General features: G+C 67.4%; 25 protein-coding genes. 9 read left to right on the top strand and 16 right to left on the bottom strand.

What is annotated here, in order from left to right:
- Positions 1-1,138: hypothetical protein (locus AC3WQY_RS15950; protein ID WP_492709596.1), on the top strand; the 1,138-nt coding region annotated here is incomplete at its 5' end.
- A 39-nt stretch (positions 1,139-1,177) separates the two neighbouring features.
- Positions 1,178-1,687, top strand: coding sequence for a TlpA family protein disulfide reductase (locus tag AC3WQY_RS15945; RefSeq protein ID WP_492709595.1), 510 nt, complete (start codon positions 1,178-1,180; stop codon positions 1,685-1,687).
- Positions 1,688-1,692: 5 nt separating this feature from the next.
- On the opposite strand, the gene lipA is transcribed toward AC3WQY_RS15945, so the two are convergent.
- Together lipA and lipB are read right to left on the bottom strand one after the other, a co-directional pair.
- Positions 1,693-2,688, bottom strand: a complete 996-nt coding sequence (lipA, locus tag AC3WQY_RS15940) for a lipoyl synthase (protein ID WP_492709594.1) — start codon at positions 2,686-2,688, stop codon at positions 1,693-1,695.
- Between the two features lie 20 nt (positions 2,689-2,708).
- Positions 2,709-3,377, bottom strand: a complete 669-nt coding sequence (gene lipB / locus AC3WQY_RS15935) for a lipoyl(octanoyl) transferase LipB (RefSeq protein ID WP_492709593.1) — start codon at positions 3,375-3,377, stop codon at positions 2,709-2,711.
- A gap of 90 nt (positions 3,378-3,467) precedes the next feature.
- On the opposite strand from lipB, the gene AC3WQY_RS15930 reads away from it, so the two are divergent.
- The gene (locus tag AC3WQY_RS15930; RefSeq protein WP_492709592.1) at positions 3,468-4,112 is read left to right on the top strand and encodes a tetratricopeptide repeat protein; all 645 of its coding nucleotides are present in this window, start codon (positions 3,468-3,470) and stop codon (positions 4,110-4,112) included.
- An 18-nt stretch (positions 4,113-4,130) separates the two neighbouring features.
- Here AC3WQY_RS15930 and AC3WQY_RS15925 read toward each other — a convergent pair whose 3' ends face one another.
- From AC3WQY_RS15925 to AC3WQY_RS15895, 7 genes are all read right to left on the bottom strand, one after another.
- A complete protein-coding gene (locus AC3WQY_RS15925) occupies positions 4,131-4,415 on the bottom strand; it encodes a DUF493 family protein (protein ID WP_492709591.1) in 285 nt (94 codons plus the stop codon).
- A gap of 7 nt (positions 4,416-4,422) precedes the next feature.
- Positions 4,423-5,298, bottom strand: a complete 876-nt coding sequence (locus tag AC3WQY_RS15920) for a D-amino acid aminotransferase (RefSeq protein ID WP_285233922.1) — start codon at positions 5,296-5,298, stop codon at positions 4,423-4,425.
- A 67-nt stretch (positions 5,299-5,365) separates the two neighbouring features.
- Positions 5,366-6,517, bottom strand: coding sequence for a D-alanyl-D-alanine carboxypeptidase family protein (locus tag AC3WQY_RS15915; RefSeq protein WP_492709590.1), 1,152 nt, complete (start codon positions 6,515-6,517; stop codon positions 5,366-5,368).
- Positions 6,518-6,559: 42 nt separating this feature from the next.
- Positions 6,560-7,183, bottom strand: coding sequence for an alpha/beta hydrolase (locus AC3WQY_RS15910; protein ID WP_492709589.1), 624 nt, complete (start codon positions 7,181-7,183; stop codon positions 6,560-6,562).
- A gap of 7 nt (positions 7,184-7,190) precedes the next feature.
- The gene (locus tag AC3WQY_RS15905) at positions 7,191-7,517 is read right to left on the bottom strand and encodes a (2Fe-2S) ferredoxin domain-containing protein (RefSeq protein ID WP_492709588.1); all 327 of its coding nucleotides are present in this window, start codon (positions 7,515-7,517) and stop codon (positions 7,191-7,193) included.
- A 26-nt stretch (positions 7,518-7,543) separates the two neighbouring features.
- The gene (locus tag AC3WQY_RS15900) at positions 7,544-8,647 is read right to left on the bottom strand and encodes a VanZ family protein (RefSeq protein WP_492709587.1); all 1,104 of its coding nucleotides are present in this window, start codon (positions 8,645-8,647) and stop codon (positions 7,544-7,546) included.
- Between the two features lies 1 nt (position 8,648).
- Positions 8,649-9,077 carry a CopD family protein gene (locus AC3WQY_RS15895; protein WP_285233926.1) on the bottom strand — a complete coding sequence of 143 codons (429 nt, stop codon included), beginning with the start codon at positions 9,075-9,077 and terminating at the stop codon, positions 8,649-8,651.
- A 307-nt stretch (positions 9,078-9,384) separates the two neighbouring features.
- Here AC3WQY_RS15895 and hemB point away from each other — a divergent pair, with 307 nt between their 5' ends.
- Both hemB and AC3WQY_RS15885 read left to right on the top strand, forming a co-directional pair.
- A complete protein-coding gene (gene hemB, locus AC3WQY_RS15890) occupies positions 9,385-10,398 on the top strand; it encodes a porphobilinogen synthase (RefSeq protein ID WP_492709597.1) in 1,014 nt (337 codons plus the stop codon).
- 5 nt (positions 10,399-10,403) lie between these two features.
- A complete protein-coding gene (locus AC3WQY_RS15885) occupies positions 10,404-11,456 on the top strand; it encodes a magnesium transporter CorA family protein (protein WP_492709586.1) in 1,053 nt (350 codons plus the stop codon).
- On the opposite strand, the gene ybeY is transcribed toward AC3WQY_RS15885, so the two are convergent.
- On the bottom strand, positions 11,457-11,903 hold the full coding sequence (gene ybeY, locus AC3WQY_RS15880; protein WP_492709585.1) for an rRNA maturation RNase YbeY: 447 nt from the start codon (positions 11,901-11,903) through the stop codon (positions 11,457-11,459).
- Positions 11,900-12,880, bottom strand: a complete 981-nt coding sequence (locus AC3WQY_RS15875; RefSeq protein WP_492709584.1) for a PhoH family protein — start codon at positions 12,878-12,880, stop codon at positions 11,900-11,902. The genes ybeY and AC3WQY_RS15875 overlap by 4 nt, the downstream gene beginning before the upstream one ends.
- A gap of 99 nt (positions 12,881-12,979) precedes the next feature.
- On the opposite strand from AC3WQY_RS15875, the gene AC3WQY_RS15870 reads away from it, so the two are divergent.
- From AC3WQY_RS15870 to ruvB, 4 genes are all read left to right on the top strand, one after another.
- Positions 12,980-14,881 carry a sensor histidine kinase gene (locus AC3WQY_RS15870; protein WP_492709583.1) on the top strand — a complete coding sequence of 634 codons (1,902 nt, stop codon included), beginning with the start codon at positions 12,980-12,982 and terminating at the stop codon, positions 14,879-14,881.
- 107 nt (positions 14,882-14,988) lie between these two features.
- Entirely contained in the window at positions 14,989-15,642 is a 654-nt protein-coding gene (locus tag AC3WQY_RS15865) for a response regulator (RefSeq protein WP_285233931.1), read from the top strand.
- A gap of 31 nt (positions 15,643-15,673) precedes the next feature.
- Positions 15,674-16,252 carry a Holliday junction branch migration protein RuvA gene (ruvA, locus tag AC3WQY_RS15860; RefSeq protein WP_285233932.1) on the top strand — a complete coding sequence of 193 codons (579 nt, stop codon included), beginning with the start codon at positions 15,674-15,676 and terminating at the stop codon, positions 16,250-16,252.
- A gap of 3 nt (positions 16,253-16,255) precedes the next feature.
- Positions 16,256-17,311, top strand: coding sequence for a Holliday junction branch migration DNA helicase RuvB (gene ruvB, locus AC3WQY_RS15855; protein WP_285233933.1), 1,056 nt, complete (start codon positions 16,256-16,258; stop codon positions 17,309-17,311).
- A gap of 70 nt (positions 17,312-17,381) precedes the next feature.
- On the opposite strand, the gene AC3WQY_RS15850 is transcribed toward ruvB, so the two are convergent.
- The 5 genes from AC3WQY_RS15850 to AC3WQY_RS15830 all read right to left on the bottom strand — a co-directional run bounded on the left by AC3WQY_RS15850 (position 17,382) and on the right by AC3WQY_RS15830 (position 22,842).
- Positions 17,382-18,320 carry a porin gene (locus AC3WQY_RS15850; protein WP_425334689.1) on the bottom strand — a complete coding sequence of 313 codons (939 nt, stop codon included), beginning with the start codon at positions 18,318-18,320 and terminating at the stop codon, positions 17,382-17,384.
- A gap of 201 nt (positions 18,321-18,521) precedes the next feature.
- Positions 18,522-19,169, bottom strand: coding sequence for a histidine phosphatase family protein (locus tag AC3WQY_RS15845; protein WP_492709582.1), 648 nt, complete (start codon positions 19,167-19,169; stop codon positions 18,522-18,524).
- Positions 19,166-19,489, bottom strand: a complete 324-nt coding sequence (locus tag AC3WQY_RS15840) for a DUF1840 family protein (RefSeq protein ID WP_492709581.1) — start codon at positions 19,487-19,489, stop codon at positions 19,166-19,168. The genes AC3WQY_RS15845 and AC3WQY_RS15840 overlap by 4 nt, the downstream gene beginning before the upstream one ends.
- Before the next feature lie 36 nt (positions 19,490-19,525).
- A complete protein-coding gene (locus AC3WQY_RS15835) occupies positions 19,526-21,646 on the bottom strand; it encodes a putative bifunctional diguanylate cyclase/phosphodiesterase (RefSeq protein ID WP_285233936.1) in 2,121 nt (706 codons plus the stop codon).
- Positions 21,643-22,842 carry a cyclic di-GMP phosphodiesterase gene (locus tag AC3WQY_RS15830; RefSeq protein ID WP_285233937.1) on the bottom strand — a complete coding sequence of 400 codons (1,200 nt, stop codon included), beginning with the start codon at positions 22,840-22,842 and terminating at the stop codon, positions 21,643-21,645. The genes AC3WQY_RS15835 and AC3WQY_RS15830 overlap by 4 nt, the downstream gene beginning before the upstream one ends.
- Positions 22,843-22,986 lie beyond the last annotated feature (144 nt).

The raw sequence follows: 22,986 nt of genomic DNA, 5'->3' as shown, positions 1-22,986 counted from the left end.
GCCCGCCACCCCGCTTGCTCCGCCCGCTGCCGCCGCCAATGACGTGGCGCAGGGGCCGAGCCAATCCCAATGGGCGGAGATCGTGCAGCAGCTGGGCGCCGAGATTGCCGGGCCGCTGAGCGCAGCGCTGGAGCGGGTGCACAACCTCGTCGTGACCGGCCAGATCGACCGGCAGAGCCTGCGCGCCCTGCGCGACAACGTGGCGCTGGCGCGCGAGACCGGCATGATGGGCCAGCAACTGGCACGCCTGGCCTCGGGCCGGCTGCGGCTCTCGCGCGAACGCGTGCACCTGACCCAGGTGTTGCGCGGCGTGCTGGCGCATCGCAGCCGCGAGACCCAGGCACGCGGCATCCAGGTGCGCCAGGTGCTCAAGCCGGTGGAGATCGTGGCGGATGGCTCGCTGCTGTTCTCGCTGCTGAATGCCCTGCTGGACTGGGCCCTCGCCAGCACGCACTCGTCGATCGATCTGCGCCTGGACCTGACGCCCTGGCCCGCCAAGGCGCGCCTGATGTGCCGCTTCGCGCATCGCTCGCTGGACCTGATCGACGACCCGCGCAAGCAGGAGCTGCCGCCGGCCTTGAATTCGCTGGCCTGGCGCCTGGTCGAGCAGACCGCGCTGACCATGGGCGTGCTGCCGCTGCGCGAGGACGAGGCCGGCATCACGGTGCTGACGCTGGAGTTCCCGCACACCATCAGCGACGAACCTGGCGCCACCCCGCCGGTGCTGGAGAAGGAGCCCGAGCACCAGCCCTCCACCAATTCCAAGCCGCTGGCCGGCAGCCATCTGCTGATCGTCACGCCGCGGCGCGAGCTGCGCGCGCAGATCCAGGACTCGGTGCGACACATGGGCCTGATCATCGACGTGGTCAACAACATGGACGAGGCCACCCAGTTCTGCCTGGAAGGCCTGCCACATGGCATCGTGTTCGAGTCGGCCCAACGCGGCGCGGCCTTCGAGCTGCTGCGCGCCGACGTGCTGCGCGAGGTGCCGGAGTTCAGCTTCGTCGAGGTGCTCGATGAGGACCATGTGACCCAGCTCTCCACCGCCACCAGCGACGGCATGGCACGCATCGCGCGCAAGCACCTCACCGACGCGCTGCCGTCCATCCTGCTGTTCGAACTCTCAAAGTCCCTCTGAAGCAGCGGGCCGGCGGCGCTGGCCTACACTGGCGGGGCTATGAAAACCTCTCGCATGCTTGCTTCCGTGGTGATGGCGGCCGCCCTCGGCGGCGCTGCCTGGCTGGGCTACCAGAGTCTGGCGAAGAAGGAGCAGGCCCCCGCGGTGCGCTATGTGCTGCTGGACGGCAGCAAGGTCGACTCCAGCGCCTGGGCCGGCAAGGTCGTGCTGGTGAACTTCTGGGCCACCAGCTGCACCACCTGCGTGCACGAGATGCCGCAAATCATCGCCACACACGAGAAGTTCAAGGCCCGTGGCTTTGACACCGTGGCGGTGGCGATGAGCTACGACCCGCCCGCCTTTGTCGCCAACTTTGCCGAGAGCCGCAAGCTCCCCTTCGGCGTGGCGATCGACAACACCGGCGAGATTGCCAAGCAGTTCGGCCGCGTGCAGCTGACGCCCACCACCGTGCTCATCAACAAGCGCGGCGAGATCGTCAAACGCTATGTGGGCGAGCCCGATTTCGCCGCCCTGCACGGGCTGGTGGAGCAGCTGCTGGCCGAGACCTGATCAGCTCAGGCGCCGCTGGCGCCCTGCAGGGCCTGTGCGGCCTGTTTGTCAGCGTGGTAGCTGCTGCGCACCATGGCGCCCACGGCGGCGTGGGTGAAGCCCATCTTGTAGGCCTCGGCCTCGAACATCTTGAAGGTGTCCGGGTGCACGTAGCGGCGCACCGGCAGGTGGTGCCCGGAGGGCGCCAGGTACTGGCCGATGGTGAGCATGTCGATGTTGTGGGCGCGCATGTCGCGCATCACCTGCAGGATCTCCTCGTCGGTCTCGCCCAGGCCCACCATGATGCCGCTCTTGGTCGGCACGCCCGGCACTTCCTCCTTGAAGCGCTTGAGCAGGTTCAGGCTGAACTCGTAGTCCGAACCCGGGCGCGCTTCCTTGTACAGGCGCGGCGCGGTCTCGAGGTTGTGGTTCATGACATCGGGCGGCGCGGCCTTGAGGATCTCCAGCGCGCGGTCCACGCGGCCGCGGAAATCGGGCACCAGCACCTCGATCTGCGTGCTGGGGCTTTGCGCGCGCACCTGGCGGATGCACTCGGCGAAATGGCCGGCACCGCCATCGCGCAGGTCGTCGCGGTCCACGCTGGTGATCACCACGTACTTGAGCTTGAGCGCGGCAATCGTCTTGGCCAGGTTCTCGGGCTCGCTGGTATCCAGCGGGTCGGGGCGGCCATGGCCGACGTCGCAGAAGGGGCAGCGGCGCGTGCACTTGTCGCCCATGATCATGAAGGTGGCCGTGCCATGGCCGAAGCATTCGCCGATATTGGGGCAGGAGGCTTCCTCGCAGACGGTGTGCAGCTTGTGCTCGCGCAGGATCTGCTTGATCTCGTAGAAGCGCGTGCTGGGCGAACCGGCCTTGACGCGGATCCAGTCGGGCTTCTTCAGCGTCTCCGCCGGCACGATCTTGATCGGGATGCGCGCCGTCTTGGCCTGGGCCTTTTGTTTGGCGCTGGCGTCATAGGCCTCGCCGCTCTTCGCTTCGTGGGTGATGTTCTCGGTCGCCATGACGCCTTGTACTCGTTCCTTCAGCGCACCAGCTGGGCGGCAAGCCGCTCGCCAAAACACTGGGCCACAGTGGGCCAATCGGTGAAAACGCCAAGTGTAGCGAGGTCCACCGTCCGCAAGCCGGCATAGCCACATGGGTTGATGCCGGTAAAGGGCTGCAGATCCATGGCGACGTTCAGTGCCACGCCGTGGTAGGTGCATTGCCGGCTGACCTTGATGCCCAGCGCCGCCACCTTGCCCAGGCCGCGGAAGGGGTCGTCCGGATGGGCCGGCCCGGTGAGCGCGGCATGGGCACCGGGATCGTCCAGGCGCACATAGATGCCGGGGGCGCCGCTGACGCGATGACCGGTGATGCCAAAGCCCTCCAGGGTCTGGATCACGGCGGCCTCGAGCCGGAACACATACTCGCGCACGAAATAGCCCTGGCGCTGCAGATTGATGAGCGGATAGGCCACCACCTGGCCGGGGCCGTGATAGGTCACCTGGCCGCCACGGTTGGTCTGCACCACCGGAATCTGGCCGGGGTTGAGCAGGTGGGCGGCCTGGCCGGCCAGGCCCTGGGTGTAGACCGGGTCGAATTCGCACAGCCAGATCTCGTCGGGCGTGTCGGGGCCGCGCGTCTCGGTGAAGGCGCGCATTGCCTCCAGGGTGGCCACATAGTCCACGCGGCCCAGGGTTTTCACAATCATGCCGCCATCCTAGCCGGTGCGCTGTAAGGCCCTGGGCCCGCCAGGCGACCGAGTTTGAGTTAGCGTTCACCCAGCCACAAAGGATGCCCGATGCGTTTTGCTTTCGCCCTGCTCGCCCTGCTGCTCGCCTCCAGCTTGAGCTGGGCCGCACCCGACATCGACGCCGTCATTGCCGCCTACGCGCAGGGCGATCTGAAAGCGGCCGCGCGCGGCTTCGGCGCACTCTCCAGGCGCGCCGTACCGCTGGCCGACTACAACCTGGCGATGATGCACATCCGCGGTGAATTGCCGGCGCCGAGCTTGCGTGAGGCGCGCCGGCTGCTGGAACGCGCCGCCGCCGGCGGCCTGATCCGCGCCGAACTGAGCCTGGGCCAGTTCCACGAGCAGGGCCTGCTGGGCAAGCCGGACCTGCGGCAGGCCAATAGCTGGTACGCGCGCGCCGCCGAGCATGGCAGCGTGGATGGTCAGGTCGCCATCGCCACCGCGCTCTATCTGGGCCGGGGCATTGCCCAGGACCTGGCGGGCGCCGCGCACTGGTATCGCGAGGCGGCCAAGGGCGGCGATGTGGGCGCGCAATACCTGCTCGCCTCGATGTATGAGGCCGGACTGGGCGTGGATCAGGACCTGCGCCTGGCGCGCTACTGGTACGACATCGCCGCGCGCAATGGCGACGATGCGGCGCCCTACAAGCTCAAGGAAATCGACGCCAAGCTGGCGCCCGCAAACGAGGCCTGAGTTGGGCGCGCGTGGCGCTCAGAGCACCACCTTCACCATCGGATGGGTGGTGAGGGTGCGGTAAAGCTCGTCGAGCTGCTCGCGGCTGGTGGCCGTGACGGTGATGGTCAGCCCCAGGTACTTGCCGCCCGAGCTGGGGCGGCGCTCCACGGTGGCGCCATCGAACTCGGGGTCGAACTGCTGCGCCACCATCACGATGGCCTCGACAAAACCCTCCACATGCGCGCCCATCACCTTGATGGGAAAGCGCGAGGGATATTCGATCAGCGATTCTTCGGGGGGAATGGGTCGGTTGAAATCCATATTGACCTCAGATGGATTGCATCAGCTTGGCACGCTGATAGGCCTCGTACAGGCGGCCATACACGGGCCCGGGCTTGCCATGCAGGGCGCCATGGCCCACCGGCTCGCGATCCAGCGTGGTGACGGCCAGCACCTCCTTGGTGGCTGAGCTGAGCAGAATCTCGTCGGCGGCGAACACCTCGGCCTCGGAGATCGGGCGCAGGTTGTAGGCGATGCCCACCTCCTCGCACAGCTCGCGCAGCAGGTCCACGCGAATGCCTTCCAGCACATGCTCGCTCTTGGGCGGGCCCAGCAGGGCGCCTTCCTTGACGATCCAGACATTGGACGCCGAGGCCTCGGTGAGGAAGCCGTCGCGGAACATGATGGTCTCCAGCGCGCCCTGGTCGGCCGAAATCTGCCGCGCCAGCACATTGCCCAGCAGCGACACGCTCTTGATATCGCCGCGCTCCCAGCGGAAATCGCGCGCCGACACGCAGGCCACGCCATGGTGGCGCTGCTCGGCCGACACCGGCTTCTGCGGGCTGCTGTATGAGAACACGGTGGGCGCAATGTCCTTGGGCATCACATGGTCGCGCGGCGCCACGCCGCGCGTCACCTGGATGTACCACCACTGATCGGGCACGCCCACCTCGGCCACCAGCCGGCGCCCGAGCGCCAGCCATTGCTCGCGGCTGAGCGGGTTGGCGATGCGCAGCTTGGCCAGGCTGCGCTCCAGGCGCGCCAGGTGCTCGTCGAAACGGAACAGCAGGCCGCCATAGACCGGCACCATCTCGTAGGCGCCATCGCCGAAGATGAAGCCGCGATCCATCACCGAGATCTTGGCCTCGGCCAGCGGCGAGTACGCGCCATTCAGGTAGCAGGGGACGTCGGGCAATGCACTCATGAACCACTCCTCTTCGATGCGCCTAGCTTACGCCCGGCACCCGCGGCCAGGCACGCCAAATGCGGCATTACTTGATCCACAGCCTGATCGCATCCCAGGCACGGCCGAAGATACCGGCCAGCGGCACGGCTTCCTGCACCACCAGGGGCACCTCGGCCACCGCCACGCCGGCGGTGGTGCTGACCTTCAGGGTGCCGACGCGCTGGCCCTTGACCAGCGGCGCCACCAGCGGGTCGGTGCGCTCGACCTGGGTCTGCAGCTTGCCACCCTCGCCGCGCGGCACAGCCACGAACACCGGGCCTTCGGCGCCCAGCTTGGCCTCGGGCACGGCGCCCTTCCAGACCTTGGCGGTGGAGACGGCCTGATCCTTGTCGAACAGGCGCACCGCGTCAAAGGCGGAGTAGCCCCAGTTCAGCAGCTTCTGGCTCTCGTTGGCGCGCGCCTCCTTGGAGGCCGTGCCCATCACGACGCTGAGCAGGCGCCGCTTGCCGTTCGGGAAGTCGCGCTGCGCGCTGGAGACCAGGCAGTAGCCGGCGGCCTCGGTATAGCCGGTCTTCATACCGTCGACGCTGGGGTCGCGCGTCAGCAGCAGATTGCGGTTGTGCTGGCGGATCTTGTTGAAGCTGTATTCGCGCTGCGAGTAATAGGGGTAGTACTCGGGGAAGTCCTTGATGATGTGGCCGGCAATCACCGCCAGGTCACGCGCACTGCTCTTGTGGCCGGGCTCGCTCAGGCCGGTCACATTGGTGAAGCTGGTGTTCTTCAGGCCCCAGGCCTGGGCCTGGCGATTCATCATCGCGACGAACTGCTCCACCGTGCCACCCACGCCCTCGGCCAGCGCCACCGAGGCGTCGTTGCCCGACAGGATGATCATGCCGCGCAGCAGCTCATCGACCTTGGGGCGCATGGTGGTGTCGATAAACATCAGCGAGGGGTCGCCCTTGCGCTCGTCCCAGGCGCGCTTGGAGATGCTCAGCTCCTGCTCCAGCGTGAGGCGCTTCTCCTTCAGCGCATTGAAGACGATGTAGGCCGTCATCAGCTTGGTCAGCGAGGCCGGGTCATTGGGCGCGTCGGCATCGCGCTCGGCCAGCACCTTGTGGTTGGCGCTCAGGTCCACCAGCACATAGTTGCGTGCGGCGATCTCGGGCGGCTGCGGTGCTTGTGCATGAACAGCCAGGCTGGCGGCCGCGGCCAGCACAAAGGCGATCAGGGATTTCATCCGGTATCGGAACTACGGGAAAAGCAGGGAGGGACGCGGCGCTCAGGCGGGATACCAGCTGCGCAGCACGATGTTCTTGAGCAGCGGCAGCTGCCCGTGGAAAAAATGCCCCACGCCAGGCACCACGGTGACGGGCAGGCTTTGCGGCCGCGCCCAGTCCAGCACCGCCTGCAGCGGCACCACATCATCCACCTCGCCGTGGATCACCAGGGTGTCGGCGGGCACGGCGGCGGTATCAAAACGTGAAGTCGCGGGGCCGACCAGGGCGAGGCGCTCGGCGGGCGCGTCGGCGGGCAGGCGCAGGGCCGCCTGCGAGGCCACATAGCCACCGAAGGAAAAACCGGCCAGCGCCAGCGGCAAGCCGGGCTCGCGCAGCGCGGCGATCACCGCCAGCGCATCGTCGACCTCGCCGCGCCCTTCGTCCCAGGCGCCTTGCGAGCGGCCGATGCCGCGGAAATTGAAGCGCACCGCGCGATAGCCCAGCTGCACAAAGGCGCGCGCCAGCGTCTGCACCACCTTGTTGTCCAGCGTGCCGCCCTGGGTGGGGTTGGGGTGGCAGATCACCACCGTGCCCCGCAAGACCTGACCCTCGGCCGGCGCGTCGATGGCGCACTCCAGCTCGCCCGCGGGGCCGGCGATCTGCCGGCGTTGGGTATGCAGATTCACGGCGGCCTCAGCGTCCGACGCTCTCGGGAAGCAGCAGGCGTTCCACCACCTTGCCGTCCTTCAGATGGCTGTCGACGATCTCGTCGATGTCGCTCTGGTCCACATAGGTGTACCAGACCGCCTCGGGATAGACCACCGCCACCGGGCCGCCCGCGCAGCGGTCCATGCAGCCCGCCTTGTTGACGCGCACCCCGCCAGGGCCCGCCAGCCCGGCCGCCTTGACGCGCGCCTTGCAATGGTCGAAACCGGCCTGCGCGCCATGCTGGGCGCAGGCGTTCTCGCCGTTGTCGCGCTGGTTGAGGCAGAAGAAGATGTGGCGCTGGAAATAGCTCATGCGCCGATTGTAGGCAGTGCCTGGGGTCAACCCTGGTTGGCGGGGCTTCCGGGCTCGCGCTGCACCACGCACCACAGCAGCCAGGCCAGCGCCGCGAAGGGCCAGACCCAGCCTATCCATTGCGCCAGGCCGTAGAGGTTGATGAAGCGGCCCTGCTCCCAGGTCTGCAGGCTTTGCAGCAGATAGGGGTCGGAGGGTGCCTCGCTGATGAGGGCGATCAGCGCCGTCAGCACCACCAGGGCAAAGGCCGCATTGGCGCGGCGCGGCGCCATGCAGGCCAGCAGGCTCAGCAGCACGCCGGTGGCAAGACCTGGCACGGTGGGCGCGGTCAGCCAGGCCCAGGCATGCTGCGGGCCGAAGTTCAGCGCGGTGGACCAGGCCGTCACCAGCACCCCCAGCGCCAGCGCCCCCAGGATCAGCAGGGCGCGGCGCTTGCCCGGCCGCGCCACCGAGAGCGCCAGCAGGCATGGGCCCAGCAGGCCCAGCGCGATGGCGATCGCCTCGAGCCCCGGCGGCAGGGGCAGCGGCTGCGCGGCCTGCTCCACCGTGATGGCCCAGGGCGTGCCGTCCAGCGCGCTCTCGCTCAATTCGCGCAGGCGCGGCAGCCATTGCCCCAGGCCCAGCGGCACCGGGGCGGGAAACAGCAGGCCCACGGGCCACAGCGCCAGCAAGGCGAGCGCGCCGGCGCTGTGCGGCACGAACCAGCGCTCGCGCCAGCCATGCCAGCGCTGCAGGCCGCCGTGCCGGTGCAACAACCAGCCGCCCAGGCCGCCGATGGCGCCGCCCAGGCTGTTGAGCAGCCAGTCCGCCCGCGAGGGCGCACGGCCCGGCAGAAAGAACTGCAGGCTCTCCATCAGGTAGGACAGCGCCGACAGGCCCAGCACCGCCAGCATGAAGCCCGCGCGCTGCCGCCCGCCGCTGCGCACCACCGCCGCAAAGCCGAGCAGGCCCAGCGGCAGGTAGCCCATCACGTTGACCCAGTTGTCGAAGCTGCTCCAGTAGCGCGGCCAGGGCAGGCCGTTCAGCAGGCTCGGCGACCAGCGCCAGGGCCAGAAGGGGTAGAGGCTGGCATAGACGACCAGCAGGGCATAGATCAGCGCCAGCCAGCTGGCCGAGCTGCGTCTGCCCATCTCAGAACGGCTTCACGACCACCAGGATCACCATGGCCATGAACATCAGCACGGTGATTTCGTTGAAGACGCGGAACCAGCGATGGCTGCGGCGATTCGCCATCTGCTCGAACTGCCGCAGGATGCTCCGGCACCAATGGTGATAGCCCACCGCGGCGATCACGCAGGCGAGCTTGGCATGCATCCAGTAGGCATCGGCGCCGCGGCCGATGCCGTAGTACAGCCACAGCACCAGGCCCAGCACCAGCGCCGGCACCATCAGCAAGGTCATGAAGCTGTAGAGCTTGCGCCCCATCAGCAGCAGGCGTTCGCGCTCGGCATGGCTGTCGGCGGGCACCATGGCCAGATTCACAAAAATGCGCGGCATGTAGAACAGGCCGGCAAACCAGGACGCCACGAAGACGATGTGGAAGGCTTTGATCCAGAGCATGGGCCCATTATGGGCTGCCGCCACGCCCATCGCCTTGATCCGTACGGACGAAAAAAAGCCCCGGCTATGAAGCCGGGGCGGCAAAGCCTTATCGCTGTCATCACGCTAAGGCTCCTGCTCAGGGAGGAAAAGCAGGGAACGACGCCTTGCGGCTATCATTCGCTGCCAAGTTTAACAGAGCTGTCGCAATCCAGTCTCTACGGGATGTCGCGTAGATCAGCGCAGGATTGCACGCTTGCCCTTCTCAGCCCCCGCTTTTGAGGGGTCAGCCCGCTGGCCCCGTCTGGAGACTCGCTTGTCCCGCCGCCTGCCTAGCCAACTCCCTGCCCCTTATCCCGCCAGCCGCCCGCGCCGCCTGCGCCGCGACGCCTACACGCGCGCCCTGGTGCGCGAACACGCCTTGACGGCCAGCGACCTGATCCTGCCGGTGTTTGTCCATGAGGGCGAGAACCACGCCGAGCCGGTGGCCTCGATGCCAGGCGTGTCGCGCTTGACATTGGACAAGCTGCTGCTCGTGGCCGAGGAATGCGTGCAGCTGGGCATCCCGGTGCTGGCGCTGTTCCCGGTGATCGATGCCAAGCTGAAGGATCCGGAAGGTCTGGAGGCCACCAACCCCGATGGCCTGATACCGCGCGTGGTGCGTGCCCTCAAGGACAGGGTGCCGGGCCTGGGCATCCTCACCGATGTGGCGCTGGACCCCTTCACCAGCCACGGCCAGGACGGCGTGCTGGACGAGCAGGGCTACATCATCAACGACCGTACCGTCGAGATCCTGACCCGGCAGGCGCTGGTGCAGGCCGCCGCCGGCGTGGACATCGTGGCGCCCAGCGACATGATGGACGGCCGCATTGGCGCGATCCGCCAGGCGCTGGAAGCGCAGGGCCACATCCACACCCGCATCATGGCCTACAGCGCCAAGTACGCGAGCGCCTTCTACGGCCCCTTCCGCGACGCCGTGGGCTCGAAGGGCAATCTGGGCAAGGCCGACAAGAAGACCTACCAGATGGACCCGGGCAACAGCAACGAGGCGCTGCGCGAGGTCGCGCTGGACCTGGCCGAAGGCGCCGACATGGTGATGGTGAAGCCCGGCATGCCCTATCTGGACATCGTGCGCCGCGTCAAGGATGAGTTCGCGGTGCCCACCTTCGCCTACCAGGTGAGCGGCGAGTACGCCATGATCAAGGCCGCGGCGGCGAATGGCTGGCTGGACCACGATGCGGTGATGATGGAAGCGCTGCTGGCCTTCAAGCGCGCCGGCGCCGACGGCATCCTGAGCTACTTCGCCCTCGAGGCCGCGCGCCTGCTGAAGGCCGGAGCCTGAAGGCCTTGCGGCACTTCCACCTCAGCGGCGAGCATTTCACCGAGCTCGCCGAGCTGCCCGCCGATCTGCCCGCCGAGGGCTTTGTATGGATAGGCATGGCGCGCGCCGAGTTCGAGCGCGAGGTCGGCCGCCTGCAACAGCAGCTGCAGCACTGGACCGGCGCGCAGCTGGTGGACCTGCATGTCTCCGACCTGCTGAACGACCAGCTGCCCTCGCATTTCGACTACACCTCCTGGTACGACCTGATGGTGTTCCGGCGCCTCGCCGCGGTGGCGGGCAGCGAGGAGGCGTTGCAGGCCATCGACACCAGCCCGGTCGGCTTCGCGGTGTTCGACCGCGTGCTGCTGACCGTGCATCCGGACGATTGCCAGGTGCGCGACTTCTTCGCCGAGCGCCTGGGCAAGCTGCAGGAGGGGCGCGACTTCCGCGGCAGCGCCCGCCTGCCCACCAGCCCGGCCGAGTTGATGCTGCGCATGGTCAACCACATGGTGGACAGCTATCTGGAGCTGCGCCGCCTGCTGACACGCCAGCTCGGCGCGCTGCAGCGGTCGCTGATGGACACGCACGGCCACTTTGACGACTGGCCCACCCTGCTGGCCTCGCGCGATGCCCTGCATCTACTGGAGGACACCTGCGAGGATCAGCGCAGCGCGGTGCAGGAGTGGATCGACTCGCTGGCCGACTGGCCGGTCAACGGCAGCCTGCTGGCCGAGCGCGAACGCGAGCTTCTGCGCGTGCGCTCACGCGATGTGCTGGAGCATGTGGAACGCGTGCTCAGCCATGTGCGGCGCCTGGAGAGTTCGGCGGAGAGCGCGGTGCAGATGCACTTCTCGGCGCTGGGGCACCGCACCAACAGCATCATGCGCACGCTCACCGTGCTGACCGCGATCTTCCTGCCGCTGAACCTGATCACCGGCATCTTCGGCATGAACTTCGACACTCTGCCGCTGATCCACAAGGCCACCGGTTTCTGGATTGCGTTCGGCCTGATGGCGGCGCTGGGCCTGGGCCTGGGCGCCTTCTTCTGGCGCAAGCGCTACCTGGGCACGCAGCGCTGATCAGCGCTTCCGGTAGGGGTCGGCAAAGCCCAGCGCCAGCATGATCTCGGTCTCGCGCGCCTCCATGGCCTCGGCCTCGTCGTCCTCTTCATGGTCGTAACCCTGCGCATGCAGGGTGCCGTGCACCAGCATATGGGCGTAGTGGGCCAGCAGTTCTATGCCCAGCTCGCGCGCCTCGCGTTCCACCACCTCGGCGCAGATCACCAGGTCGGCACCCACCACCGGCTCATGGCTGTAGTCGAAGGTCAGCACATTGGTGGCGTAGTCCTTGGCGCGGTAGTCATGGTTGAGGGCGCGGCCCTCCTCGGCGTCGACGATGCGCACGGCGATCTCGCCCGGCAGCTCCAGCGCCGCGCGTATCCAGCGCATCACCTTATGGCGCGGCAGCTGCGCGCGATGGCGCGGATCGGCGAACTGCAGCGACAGGCTCAACTCCGGCCGGCTCATCGCTGCCCTCCTGCTTGTGCGGCCTCATAGGCTTCGACGATGCGCGCCACCAGCGGATGGCGCACCACATCGGCCGAGGTGAAGCGCGTCATCGCAATGCCCTGCACACGTGCCAGCACGCGCTCGGCATCGATCAGCCCGCTCTGCATGCCCTTGGGCAGGTCGACCTGGCTGGTATCGCCGGTGACCACGCATTTGCTGCCGAAGCCGATGCGGGTGAGGAACATCTTCATCTGCTCGGGCGTGGTGTTCTGCGCCTCGTCCAGGATCACGAAGGCATGGTTGAGCGTGCGGCCGCGCATGAAGGCCAGCGGCGCGATCTCCAGCTGGCCCTTCTCGAAGGCCTTGGTGACGCGGTCGAACCCCATCAGGTCGTAGAGGGCGTCGTACAGCGGACGCAGATAGGGATCGACCTTTTGCGTCAGGTCGCCGGGCAGGAAGCCCAGGCGCTCGCCCGCCTCCACCGCCGGGCGCGTCAGGATGATGCGCTGCACCGAGGAGCGCTCCAGCGCATCGACGGCGCAGGCCACCGCCAGAAAGGTCTTGCCGGTGCCGGCCGGGCCGATGCCGAAGCTGATGTCGTGCGCCATGATGTGGCGCAGGTACTGGTGCTGGTTGGGCGTGCGGCCCGCCAGGTCGGCGCGGCGCGTACGCAGCACGATGGCGTCGCCGGCCGGCTTGGCTTCCAGCACGCGCTTGCCGCGCAGCTTCTCACCCAGCTCGCCGGCCGCCTCGACGATGGCGAGCTGCAGGTGCTCGGCCGGGATGGCCTTGCGGGCGCGCTCGTAAAGCGACTCCAGCAAGACCAGGCTGCGCTCGGCCGCGGCCTTGGGGCCTTCGATGCGGAAGGCCTCGCCGCGCCGGCTGATGCGCACATCCATGGCCTGTTCGATCTGGCGCAGATGCTCGTCGAGCATGCCGCATAGATGGGACAGACGGCGGTTGTCTATCGGAGTAAAAACGTGACGGAGAATCAAGGCGGCACTTTCTGGGTGGGTCTGCTCGGTGCAAGCGCTTATTGTCGCCCGAGCCCGCCCGCTCCTCCCGACGCGCTCCGTCCTGCACAATCGCCGCCCATGCACAGTCAGAGAATTCGACGATTTGCCGCCAGCCAGGGCGGCTGGCGCCTGCTCATCAGCGCGCTGCTGCTGCCGCTGCTCCTGCTGGGCCTGCGGCCGGCCGATGCGCAAGAACTGGTGCTGAGGCAGGCCTTGGCCGTGGCCAGCGATGCCGCTGAATTCCCCGCCCATGCTGATGCCGCCGCGGTGCAACTGCCCGATCACTGGGCCAGCAGCCGGCCCGGCTTCAGCGGCGCGGTCTGGTATCGGTTCAAGCTGGAAGGCGGGAGCAGCCAGCTGTTGCGCCAGGCGCTCTATATCGAGCAGGTCTGCAGCAACTACCAGCTCTGGGTCAATGGCGTCAGCCTGGTGGCGCGCGGGCGCATGCTCGACCCGATTTCCGAGCGCTGCTTCGAACCGCAGCTGATCGAGCTGCCGCCGGGTCTGCTGCGCGCTGCCGGCAACGTCATCGACATCAAGGTCGCCGGCTATGCCAAGCAGGTGCTGGGCAGCAGCAATCGGGCCGCCAGCCTCTCGGCCGTCGAACTCGGCGAGCTGGAAACGCTGGCCAAGCGGCAGGCGCGGGCCTGGTTCTGGCAACAGACCCTGCCGCTGCAGCTGTCGGCCATGCTGGTGCTGATGGCGTTGACGCTGACCCTGCTGGCGCTGCGCCATGCGCGCGACCAGCACCTGCTGTTCCTGGCCGGGCTGATGGCCTGCTGGGTGCTGTTCTCCAACCGCCTGTGGATCGGCGACATCCCCTGGCCGCGCGCCCTGGTCGAGGTGCTGATCGCCTCGCTGCTGCCGCTGCTGACCCTGTGCGCCGTGCAATACCTGCTGCGCGCCCTGGGCCGCCAGGACAAGCGCATCGACCAGGTCCTGCTGCTGCAGGCCCTCATCGCGCCGACCAGCCTGGCGCTCACGCCGCTGAAATTCCAGTTCGTCGCGGTGAGCCTCTGGAGCCTGCTGCTGGCGGCGCAGATCCTGGGCGCGCTGGGCTGGCATCTGCGCCAGCAATGGCAGCGCGCGCAGGGGCCGCACAGCCTGCCCAGGCAGGGCAAGCAGCAGCGCCGGCAATGGTGGATCACCACGACCCTGCTCGGGCTGGCGGCGCTCAGCGTGCTGCTGGAGCTGGCCGCCCAGCAATTCCGCGCCCCCGCCGGCGCCAGCCTGACGGCCGTGGTGGTGCCGCTGGTGATGCTGGGCATGGGTCTGCAGGCCGTGCTGGCGCTGGCGCGCGCGCGCCAGGAGGCCGAGGCCATGCAGCATCAGCTGGAGCAGCATGTGCAGGAGCGCGTGGCCGATATCGAGCGGCACTACAACCAGATGGCCGAGCTCAAGCTGGAGCAGGTCACCGAGCGCGAGCGCAAGCGCATCGCCGCCGACCTGCACGACGACCTTGGCGCCAAGCTGCTGACCATCGTGCACACCAGCGAGTCGGACCGCATCTCCACGCTGGCGCGCGAGGCGCTGGAAGAGATGCGGCTGTCGGTGCGCGGCCTCACCGGCAAGCCCGTGCAGCTGCTGGATGCGCTGGGCGACTGGCGTGCCGAGGTGGTGTCGCGGCTGGCGCAGGCCAACATCCTGGCGGAATGGAAGGCCCCGGCCGAGGACATCGTCCACACCCTGCCGGCGCGCGCCTATGTGCAGACCACGCGCATCTTCCGCGAGGCGGTCAGCAATATCATCAAGCACAGCGGCGGCACACATTGCGTGGTGAGCTGCAGCGTCGAGGATGGCTATTTCATCGTTGTCATCCAGGACAACGGCCAGGGCATCCCGATGGAGCTGGACGGCCGCCTGGACCGCGGCCACGGCATGGCCAGCATGAAGGCGCGCGCCAAGCAGATGCACGGGCAATGCCTGGTGGAATCCGGCCCGGGCTGGGGAACCGTGATCCGCCTCACGATTCCCCTCTGATCAGCGCAGGCGTAAGCTTCATTGCCTAGGCGAAGCTCCGATAAACGACTACCGTAGGCATCCAGCGTGCTGATCGCGCGGCCTACCCATTGCCAGAGAAGAACGCCATGAACCACATCCTCCTGCTCGAAGACATCCCGGAAATCCGCGCCTGGCTGAAGGCCCTGGTCAAACAGGTGTTCGCCAATGCCGTGATCACCGAATGCTCGCGCGTGCAGGATGCGCTGGCCCAGGTCAACAGCCAACGCTTCACCCTGGCGCTGCTCGATCTGGGCCTGCCCGACGGCTCGGGCGTGGACGTGATCGCGGCGCTGCGCGAGAAGCAGCCCGAGGTGCAGTCGGTGATCGTCACCATCCACGACGACGACGAGCATCTGTTCCCGGCCCTGCAGGCGGGCGCCTTCGGCTATCTGCTGAAGGAGCAATCGCGCGAGTTGCTGGTCGAGCAGCTGCAGCGCATCAGCCAGGGCGAGCCACCGCTGTCGCCCTCGATCGCGCGCAAGGTGATCGCCTATTTCGCGGCGCAGCGACGGCCGCAGGCAGCGGCGCAATTGCACGAGGTCTCGCTCACCGATCGCGAGACCGAGGTGCTGCTGCGCGTGGCCAAGGGTTACACACTGCCGGAGATCGGCGTGCAGCTGGGCCTGTCGCGCCACACCATTGCCGACTACGTGAAGCAGATCTACCGCAAGCTGAATGTCTCTTCGCGCGCCGAGGCCGCCCTGGAGGCGCAGCGCCTGGGCTTGTTCGGCAGAAACTAGCCGCGGCCCTGCGGCCCCTGATAATGGGGCGATGATTGGCAGACTCAGCGGCGTCATCGCGGAAAAATCGCCCCCGCTCGTACTCGTGGATGTGCAAGGCGTCGGCTACGAGGTCGACGTGCCCATGAGCACCTATTACAACCTGCCAGGCATCGGCGAGCGCACCACCTTGCTGACGCATTTCGTGGTGCGCGAGGACGCCCAGGTGCTGTTCGGCTTTGCCAGCAGCGAGGAGCGCGCCACCTTCCGCCAGCTCATCAAGATCAGCGGCATCGGGCCGCGCATGGCGCTCTCGCTGCTGTCGGGCCTGAGCGTGGCCGAACTGGCCCAGGCGGTCGCGCAGCAGGAGGCCGGCCGGCTGGTGAAGGTGCCCGGCATCGGCAAGAAGACGGCCGAACGCCTGCTGCTGGAGCTCAAGGGCAAGCTGGCGCCCGACCTGAGTGGCGGCAGCGCCATGCGCGCCGAGAACGACAACCAGGCCGACATCCTGCAAGCCCTGGTGGCCCTCGGTTACAGCGAGAAAGAAGCCGGCAGCGCCCTCAAGGCTCTGCCCAAGGAGGTGGGCGTGAGCGAGGGCATCAAGCTCGCATTGAAATCACTGTCGCGCTAAACCATGAGCATCCAGACCGACGATTTCGGCAGCATCCCGGCGCAGCGCGTGGTGAGCGCCGCCCCGACCTCCCCCAACGAGGAAGCCATCGAACGCGCCCTGCGTCCCAAGTGGCTGGACGAGTATGTGGGCCAGAGCAAGGCACGCGAACAGCTAGAGATCTTCATCAGCGCGGCCAAGAAGCGCAGCGAGGCGCTCGACCATGTGCTGCTGTTCGGGCCGCCCGGCCTGGGCAAGACCACGTTGAGCCACATCATCGCCGCCGAGCTGGGCGTGAACCTGCGCCAGACCTCGGGTCCGGTGCTCGAAAAGCCCAAGGACCTGGCCGCCATCCTCACCAATCTCGAGAAGAACGATGTGCTCTTCATCGACGAGATCCACCGGCTTTCACCGGTGGTGGAGGAGATCCTGTACCCCGCGCTGGAGGACTACCAGATCGACATCATGATCGGCGAAGGCCCGGCGGCACGCTCGATCAAGCTGGATCTGCAGCCCTTCACCCTGGTGGGCGCCACCACGCGCGCCGGCATGCTCACCAACCCGCTGCGCGATCGCTTCGGCATCGTGGCGCGGCTCGAGTTCTACACCCCTGCCGAGCTGCAGCGCATCGTGACGCGCTCGGCCAGCCTGTTGAACGCGCCCATGGATCCGGACGGCGCGCTGGAAATCGCGCGCCGCTCGCGCGGCACACCGCGTATCGCGAACCGGCTGCTGCGCCGCGTGCGCGACTATGCCGATGTGAAGGGCAACGGCCAGATCAGCAAGGGTATTGCCGACAAGGCACTGGCCATGCTGGACGTGGACCCGCAAGGTTTCGATCTGATGGACCGCAAGCTGCTGGAGGCGGTGGTGCACCGCTTCGATGGCGGGCCGGTCGGCCTGGACAATGTGGCCGCGGCCATCGGCGAAGAGCGCGACACCATCGAGGACGTCATCGAGCCCTACCTGATACAGCAGGGCTTCCTGCAACGCACGCCACGCGGCCGCATCGCCACGCTGGCGGCCTTTCGCCACCTGGGTGTGGCGCCGCCCAAGTCCATGGGCGATCTGTTCGAGTAGCCCGCCGCTGCCGCCGCGGCAATAAAAAAAGGCGCCCCGAGGGGCGCCTTTCTCACATCCGATCCGGAGATCAGAAGTTGTGGCGGATACCAGCAGCGAACGACGAGAAGTCGCCAGCGTTGTTCAGCGTGTTCTTGGTGTCGATGGCCGTGTAGTAGCCATACACCTTGGTGCGCTTGCTCAGGTTGTAGTTGTAGCCCAGGGTCCACTGGTTGGCCTTGTTGGCTTGGTTAGCACCGGCTTGCGTGCCGCCGAAGTTCGCGTGGAACTCCGAAGCACCCAGGGTGTACATACCGGCCAGACGCCAGATGTTGCGCGACTTCTTGACAGCAGCGTCGTTGGTTTCACGTTGGACGTAGCCGCCCAGGGTGATGGCGCCCAGCTCGTACAGAGCGCGAGCAGCGTACTGGCTCTGCTTGTCTTGCTTGGTGTAGCCAGCGCCCAGGTGCAGAGGGCCTTGGTCATAGTTGACCGAACCGTCGAATGCACGCTTCACGCCAGGAGCGCCTTCGCCAGCAGCCACAGCCAGCTCGGTCGAGAAGCCGCCGGCGCTGTAGAAGTAGCCCACCTTGTTGGCGGTCGGGAAGGGGCCGCCGTACAGCGCGTCGCTGGACGAACCGGTGTCGTGGTTGTGCATGCTGACGTAGTCAGCAGTGGCGTAGTACGAACCCGGGGTCCAACGGCCCAGACGCACGGCGCCGAAGGCACCAGCGATCTGCACCGAAGCCTCACGGCCCCAGAAAGCAGCGGTGCCACCGGTGGCAGCGCCGTTGTCGGAGTTGAAGCCGTGCTCCAGATCGAACGAAGCCTTCAGGCCGCCGCCCAGATCTTCCACGCCCTTGAAGCCGATGCGCGAGGAGTTGTTGGCAACCACAACCTTGCGGCCTTGGTTGTCGACCTTCTGGCTTTCAACGGTGGTGTTGACGCGGCCATACAGGGTGACCGAGCTTTGTGCGAATGCGGGTGCGGCGATGGCTGCGAGTGCAGCGACGAGAGCAATCTTCTTCATCATTTGCCTTTAAGAGTTGAGGGTGGGCCGGGTTTGAAGTACCCGGTCTTTGCGCGAAATGTGGCCGCAGTATAGGAGGGCCAGGGTTTCACCGGGTTCGTTCCGACGCGAAATTGCAACACTCCCCCGCTATAGCTAGGGATGTGCCAAATGACACTTGAAGACCCTCCGGGCGACACCATCTGGCCCGCCACCCTCGGGCTAGGCCTGCGCCAGATCGTCCAGGCCGAGGTCCTGAAGATGCTGATCGTCGTTCCAGCCCACCAAGCCAAAGCCCTCGGGAGAGTAGATCAGCCGGTTGATGCTGGCGTTGCCCAGCGTCCAGCTGCGCGCGGCATGGAGCTCCAGGCGCGCCGCCAGGCGGTACAGACAGTCCATCACGCCACCATGGGCGACGATGGCAATGGTCTGGCCGGGGTGGGCCTGGGCCAGCTCCCGCACCGCCTCGGTACAGCGCGCATAGAAGCGGCTCAGGCTTTCGCCCCCTTCGGCGGCGAAATCGGGGTCGCGGCGCCGCCAGCGCAGGCTCTGTTCGGGCCAGCGCCTGGCAATCTCGTCCCAGGTCTGGCCCTCGAAATGTCCAAAGGAGCGCTCGCGCAGCCGCGCGTCGGCGTGGATCGGCGCACCCAGCCCCTGCAGCGCGGCAGCGGTCTCCCAGGCGCGCGCCAGATCGCTCGCATACACGGCGGCCAGTGGCTCGCCAGCCAGCGCAGCGGCCAGCCGGCGCGCCTGGGCGCGGCCGCGCTCATTCAGCGGGATGTCCAGCTGCCCCTGGATGCGCGTGTCGCGATTCCAGTCGGTCTCGCCATGGCGGATCGCCAGGACCTGGGTCGCGTTTTCCAAGCTCATACGCCCCAGACGATATCGACGGCGGCGCGCTGGCTGTGCCGCATCAGCTCCAGCAGCGGCCAGACGCGCTGCCGCAGGCTCACCCCTTCGCGGCGCGGCGCCTCCTGTCCGGCCGCCTCGGCCTCGGCCTGCAGGCGTGCGAACTCGGCCTCGTCGTCGGCCACCGCGGCCTCCAATGCGGCCATTGCGGGGCCCAGCTCGGCCAGCGCCAGCAGGCCTTGCCTGGCGGGTTCACGGCCCAGCAGCCGCAGCACGCGCTCGCCCTGCGGGCCCAGCATCAGCACATCGGCCCCGGCCTTGGATTTGAATTTGTAGATCACCTGAAACTCCGCGTTGCTGCGGAGGATTGTCACCGCTCAGGCGGCGCCACGGATCAGATGCACGGGCGCGCGCGGCGCCGATGGGCCGGGGCGCCACACCCGCTCCTCGAAGGCGCGCGGGTCGAGCGCCGGGGCATAGAGGAAGCCCTGGAACTCATGGCAGCCGGCGCGGCTCAGGAACTCGCGCTGGGCGTCGTTCTCCACGCCCTCGGCGATCACATGCAGTTGCAGCGCTCGCCCCATCTGCACGATGGCATTGACGATGCCGGCGTCACTGGCGTCGCCCGGCAGCCCGTTCACGAAACTCTTGTCGATCTTCAGGCGCTGGATCGGGAAGCGCTTCAGATAGCCCAGCGATGAATAGCCGGTGCCGAAGTCGTCGATCGACATGCACACGCCCAGCTCGGCCAGCGCCTCCAGGCGCAGCAAGGCCTCCTGCGCGTCACGCAGCAGGATCGATTCGGTCAACTCCAGCTCCAGCAGCGAGGGCGGCAGATCGGCCGCCTTGAGCGCCTGCGCCACCGAATCGACGAACTGGGTCTGCTGGAACTGCAGCGCCGACACGTTCACCGCCACCGGCATGCGCCAGCCCTGCTTGAGCCATTGCGCCGCCTGGTTGACGGCCTGCTGCAACACCCAGTCACCGATCGCGACGATGAAGCCGCTCTCCTCGGCCACCGGAATGAATTCGGCGGGCGAGACCTCGCCACGCAAGGGGTCGCGCCAGCGTATCAAGGCCTCGGCACCGATCACCTGGCCGGTGCTGAGCGAGATCTGCGGCTGGTAGTGCAGCCGGAATTCGCGCTCCTGCAACGCCTGGCGCATCGCGTGGTCCAGGCGCATGCGCGAAAGCAGGTCCACGTCCTTGCGCGGCTGGTGGAAGCGGAAGGTGGCGCGGCCACTCTCCTTCACCCAGTGCATGGCGCGCTCGGCGCTGGCCATCAGCTCTTCGGCGTTCGCGCCATCGCCGGGGAACAGCGCGATACCGATGCTGGCGGTCACCGTGAAGCTGAGGGTATCGAAGCAGAAGGGGCGCGACATCGCCTCCTGCACGCGCCGGGCCGCATGCTCGGCACCGCGCGCATCGGCCTGATGGATCAGCAGGGCGAACTCGTCGCCGCCCAGGCGCGCCACGGTATCCACCTCGCGCAGGCTTTCCTTCAGGCGCAGCGCCACTTCCTTGAGCACGCGATCGCCATAGGAATGGCCCAGGGTGTCGTTGATCTGCTTGAAGCGGTCCAGGTCGACGTTCAGCAGGCCGAAGGGCGTGGCCTCGCGACGCGCCATCGCCTGCGCGTAATCCACGCGCTCGCACAGGGCGCGCCGATTCGGCAGGCCGGTCAGCATGTCGGTATGCGAGAGCTCCTCGATGCGCTGACTGGCGGCCAGCTTCTCGCTCAGGTCGCGGAAGGAGTAGACCCGGCCGATCGGACGGCCGCGGCTCCACTGCGGCAGCGAGACGCGCTCCAGCACCCGGCCGTCGATGAGCTTGATGTTGTCGCTGGTCTGCAGCAGCGGCGTGTCCTGGATCGAGGCCAGTCGCATCGCATAGGCCGGGCCGTCGACCACGCTGCGCCGCATCCAGGCTTGCACGGCCTCGTCGTTGCGCTCGTTCAGCAGGTCCTCGGGAATGCCCCACAGCGAAGCAAAGCGCTGATTGAAGCTGCGCATGCGGCCGGCCAAGTCGGCCACCAGGATGCCGTCGGCGGTGGACTCCAGCGTGGCGCGCAACTCGGCCAGCAGGGCCTCGCGCTCGTCGTCGTGCTGGCGCTGCGAGGTCTGGTCGCGCATCGAGATGAGCCAGAGCCCGCCGCCTTCCAGCTGTTCCACATAGCTGATGCGGCGTGCCACCCAGAGCATGCGCCCATCGGCATGGCGCATCATGGTGTCGGTGTGCAGCGGATCAAAGCTGCCGGCCGCCACGTCCATCCAGAACATCGCGTCCTCGGGCGTGGTCGCCAGCGACTCCATCGCGCAACCAAGCAATTGTTCGGCCTCCATGCCCAGCAGCTGGGTCGAGGCCTGGTTCACTGCGACGATACAACGCGTTTCGGCCTCCACCAGCCACACCGCTTCCTGCAGCCCGTCAATCAGGGCCGTGTAGCGTTCGCAGAGCTGGAGGGCCGAAGGCGATGTCTTCGGTCGCAGGAGTCTCACGCGGCCATCTCCCCGACCGGTGCCGTGGGCACGGCCTCGAAGAAATAAGCCACCCGGGTGCGCGGGCTCAGGTACTCGAGCGAGGCGCGCGGCAGTTGCTGGGGCTTGAGGCTGCGCCGGATACCCAGGTCGGGCAGCTCTTCCAGATTCATCACCAGGGCCTCGTCCTTGGGCACCTTGGGGTCGTGCACCATCACGCGCGGCTTGAGCGGGCGCGAGGAGTTGACCGCCACCACCAGCGCGTAGCGGTCATCGGTGAGTTGCACCGTGGAGCCGGGCGGGTAGACGCCCATCATGCGGATGAAGGCGTTCAGCATGGTGGCGTCGAAGCGGTTGCGCCCCTGGGCGAACATCAGCGAGAGCGCCTCGTGCGGCGTCATCGCCTTGGACGCCAGCAGCGGATTGCACAGGCCGTCGAAGCGATTCACCAGCGCGACGATGCGCGCCCCGGCACTCATGCGGTCCACATTGATGCGCTGCGGGAAGCCGGAACCGTCGGCATTCTCATGGTGCTGGGCCACGATCAGCAGCGGCCCGGGCTGCAGCCCCATCTGCTGGGCCAGCGCCACACCCTTCACCACATGCTGCTGATACAGATGCGTCTCGGCGGCGGTGAAGCTGTCGTCGCGGTTGCGCACGCGCGGCGGCAGTTCGATCTTGCCGACATCGTGCAGCAGGGCGCCGACGCCCAGATCCAGCATTTCGTCGCGCCCCAGGCCGAAGGCACGGCCCAGCAACAGCGAGACGATGGAGACGTTGAGCGCATGGGCGGTGCCGCGATCACCGGCGCCTTCGTTCAGCAGGCGGATATTCAGGTCGCCCTCGACCAGCATCTTGTCCAGCAGGGCGGTCGTCAGGGCCACCGACTGGTCGCGCGCATTGCGCGGCTCGCGCGGCACCAGATCAATCACCTGGCGATAGGCGGCAGCCGCCTCACCGTATTGCTTCTCGCAAAGATGCAGGGCCTCGCGCTGGGCGGCCAGCGCCTGGCGGTGCCGCTCGCGGGCCAACTCCTCCGCGGAGATCGTCTGCACGGCCTCGACCACCGCCTCGGGTTGAGGCGCCGGCGTGGCATCGGTCTGCAGATCGCTCTTGCCCGGGCTCCAGCGCACCTGCTTGAGACCCAGGCGGCGCAAGATCAGCAACTGTTCTTCCGAGCTCAGCTTGAAGCTCGAAAGCGGAAAGGGATGGGACATCCAGCCCAGGTCCAGGTGGATGAACATCCCCACCCGAAGCTGAGTCACATCTATCAAAGGATCTGCTGATCTGTCCTTCATTCGATTCTCTACGCCCATTTTTTGAGGCGCCCTCGTCAGGGGCATCGGCAATAGGGCGAGACT

This window comes from Roseateles sp. FW301-B2 (assembly GCF_058788955.1).
The sequence above is the reverse complement of the archived record's forward strand: the minus strand, read 5'-3'. Positions and strand labels throughout refer to the sequence as shown.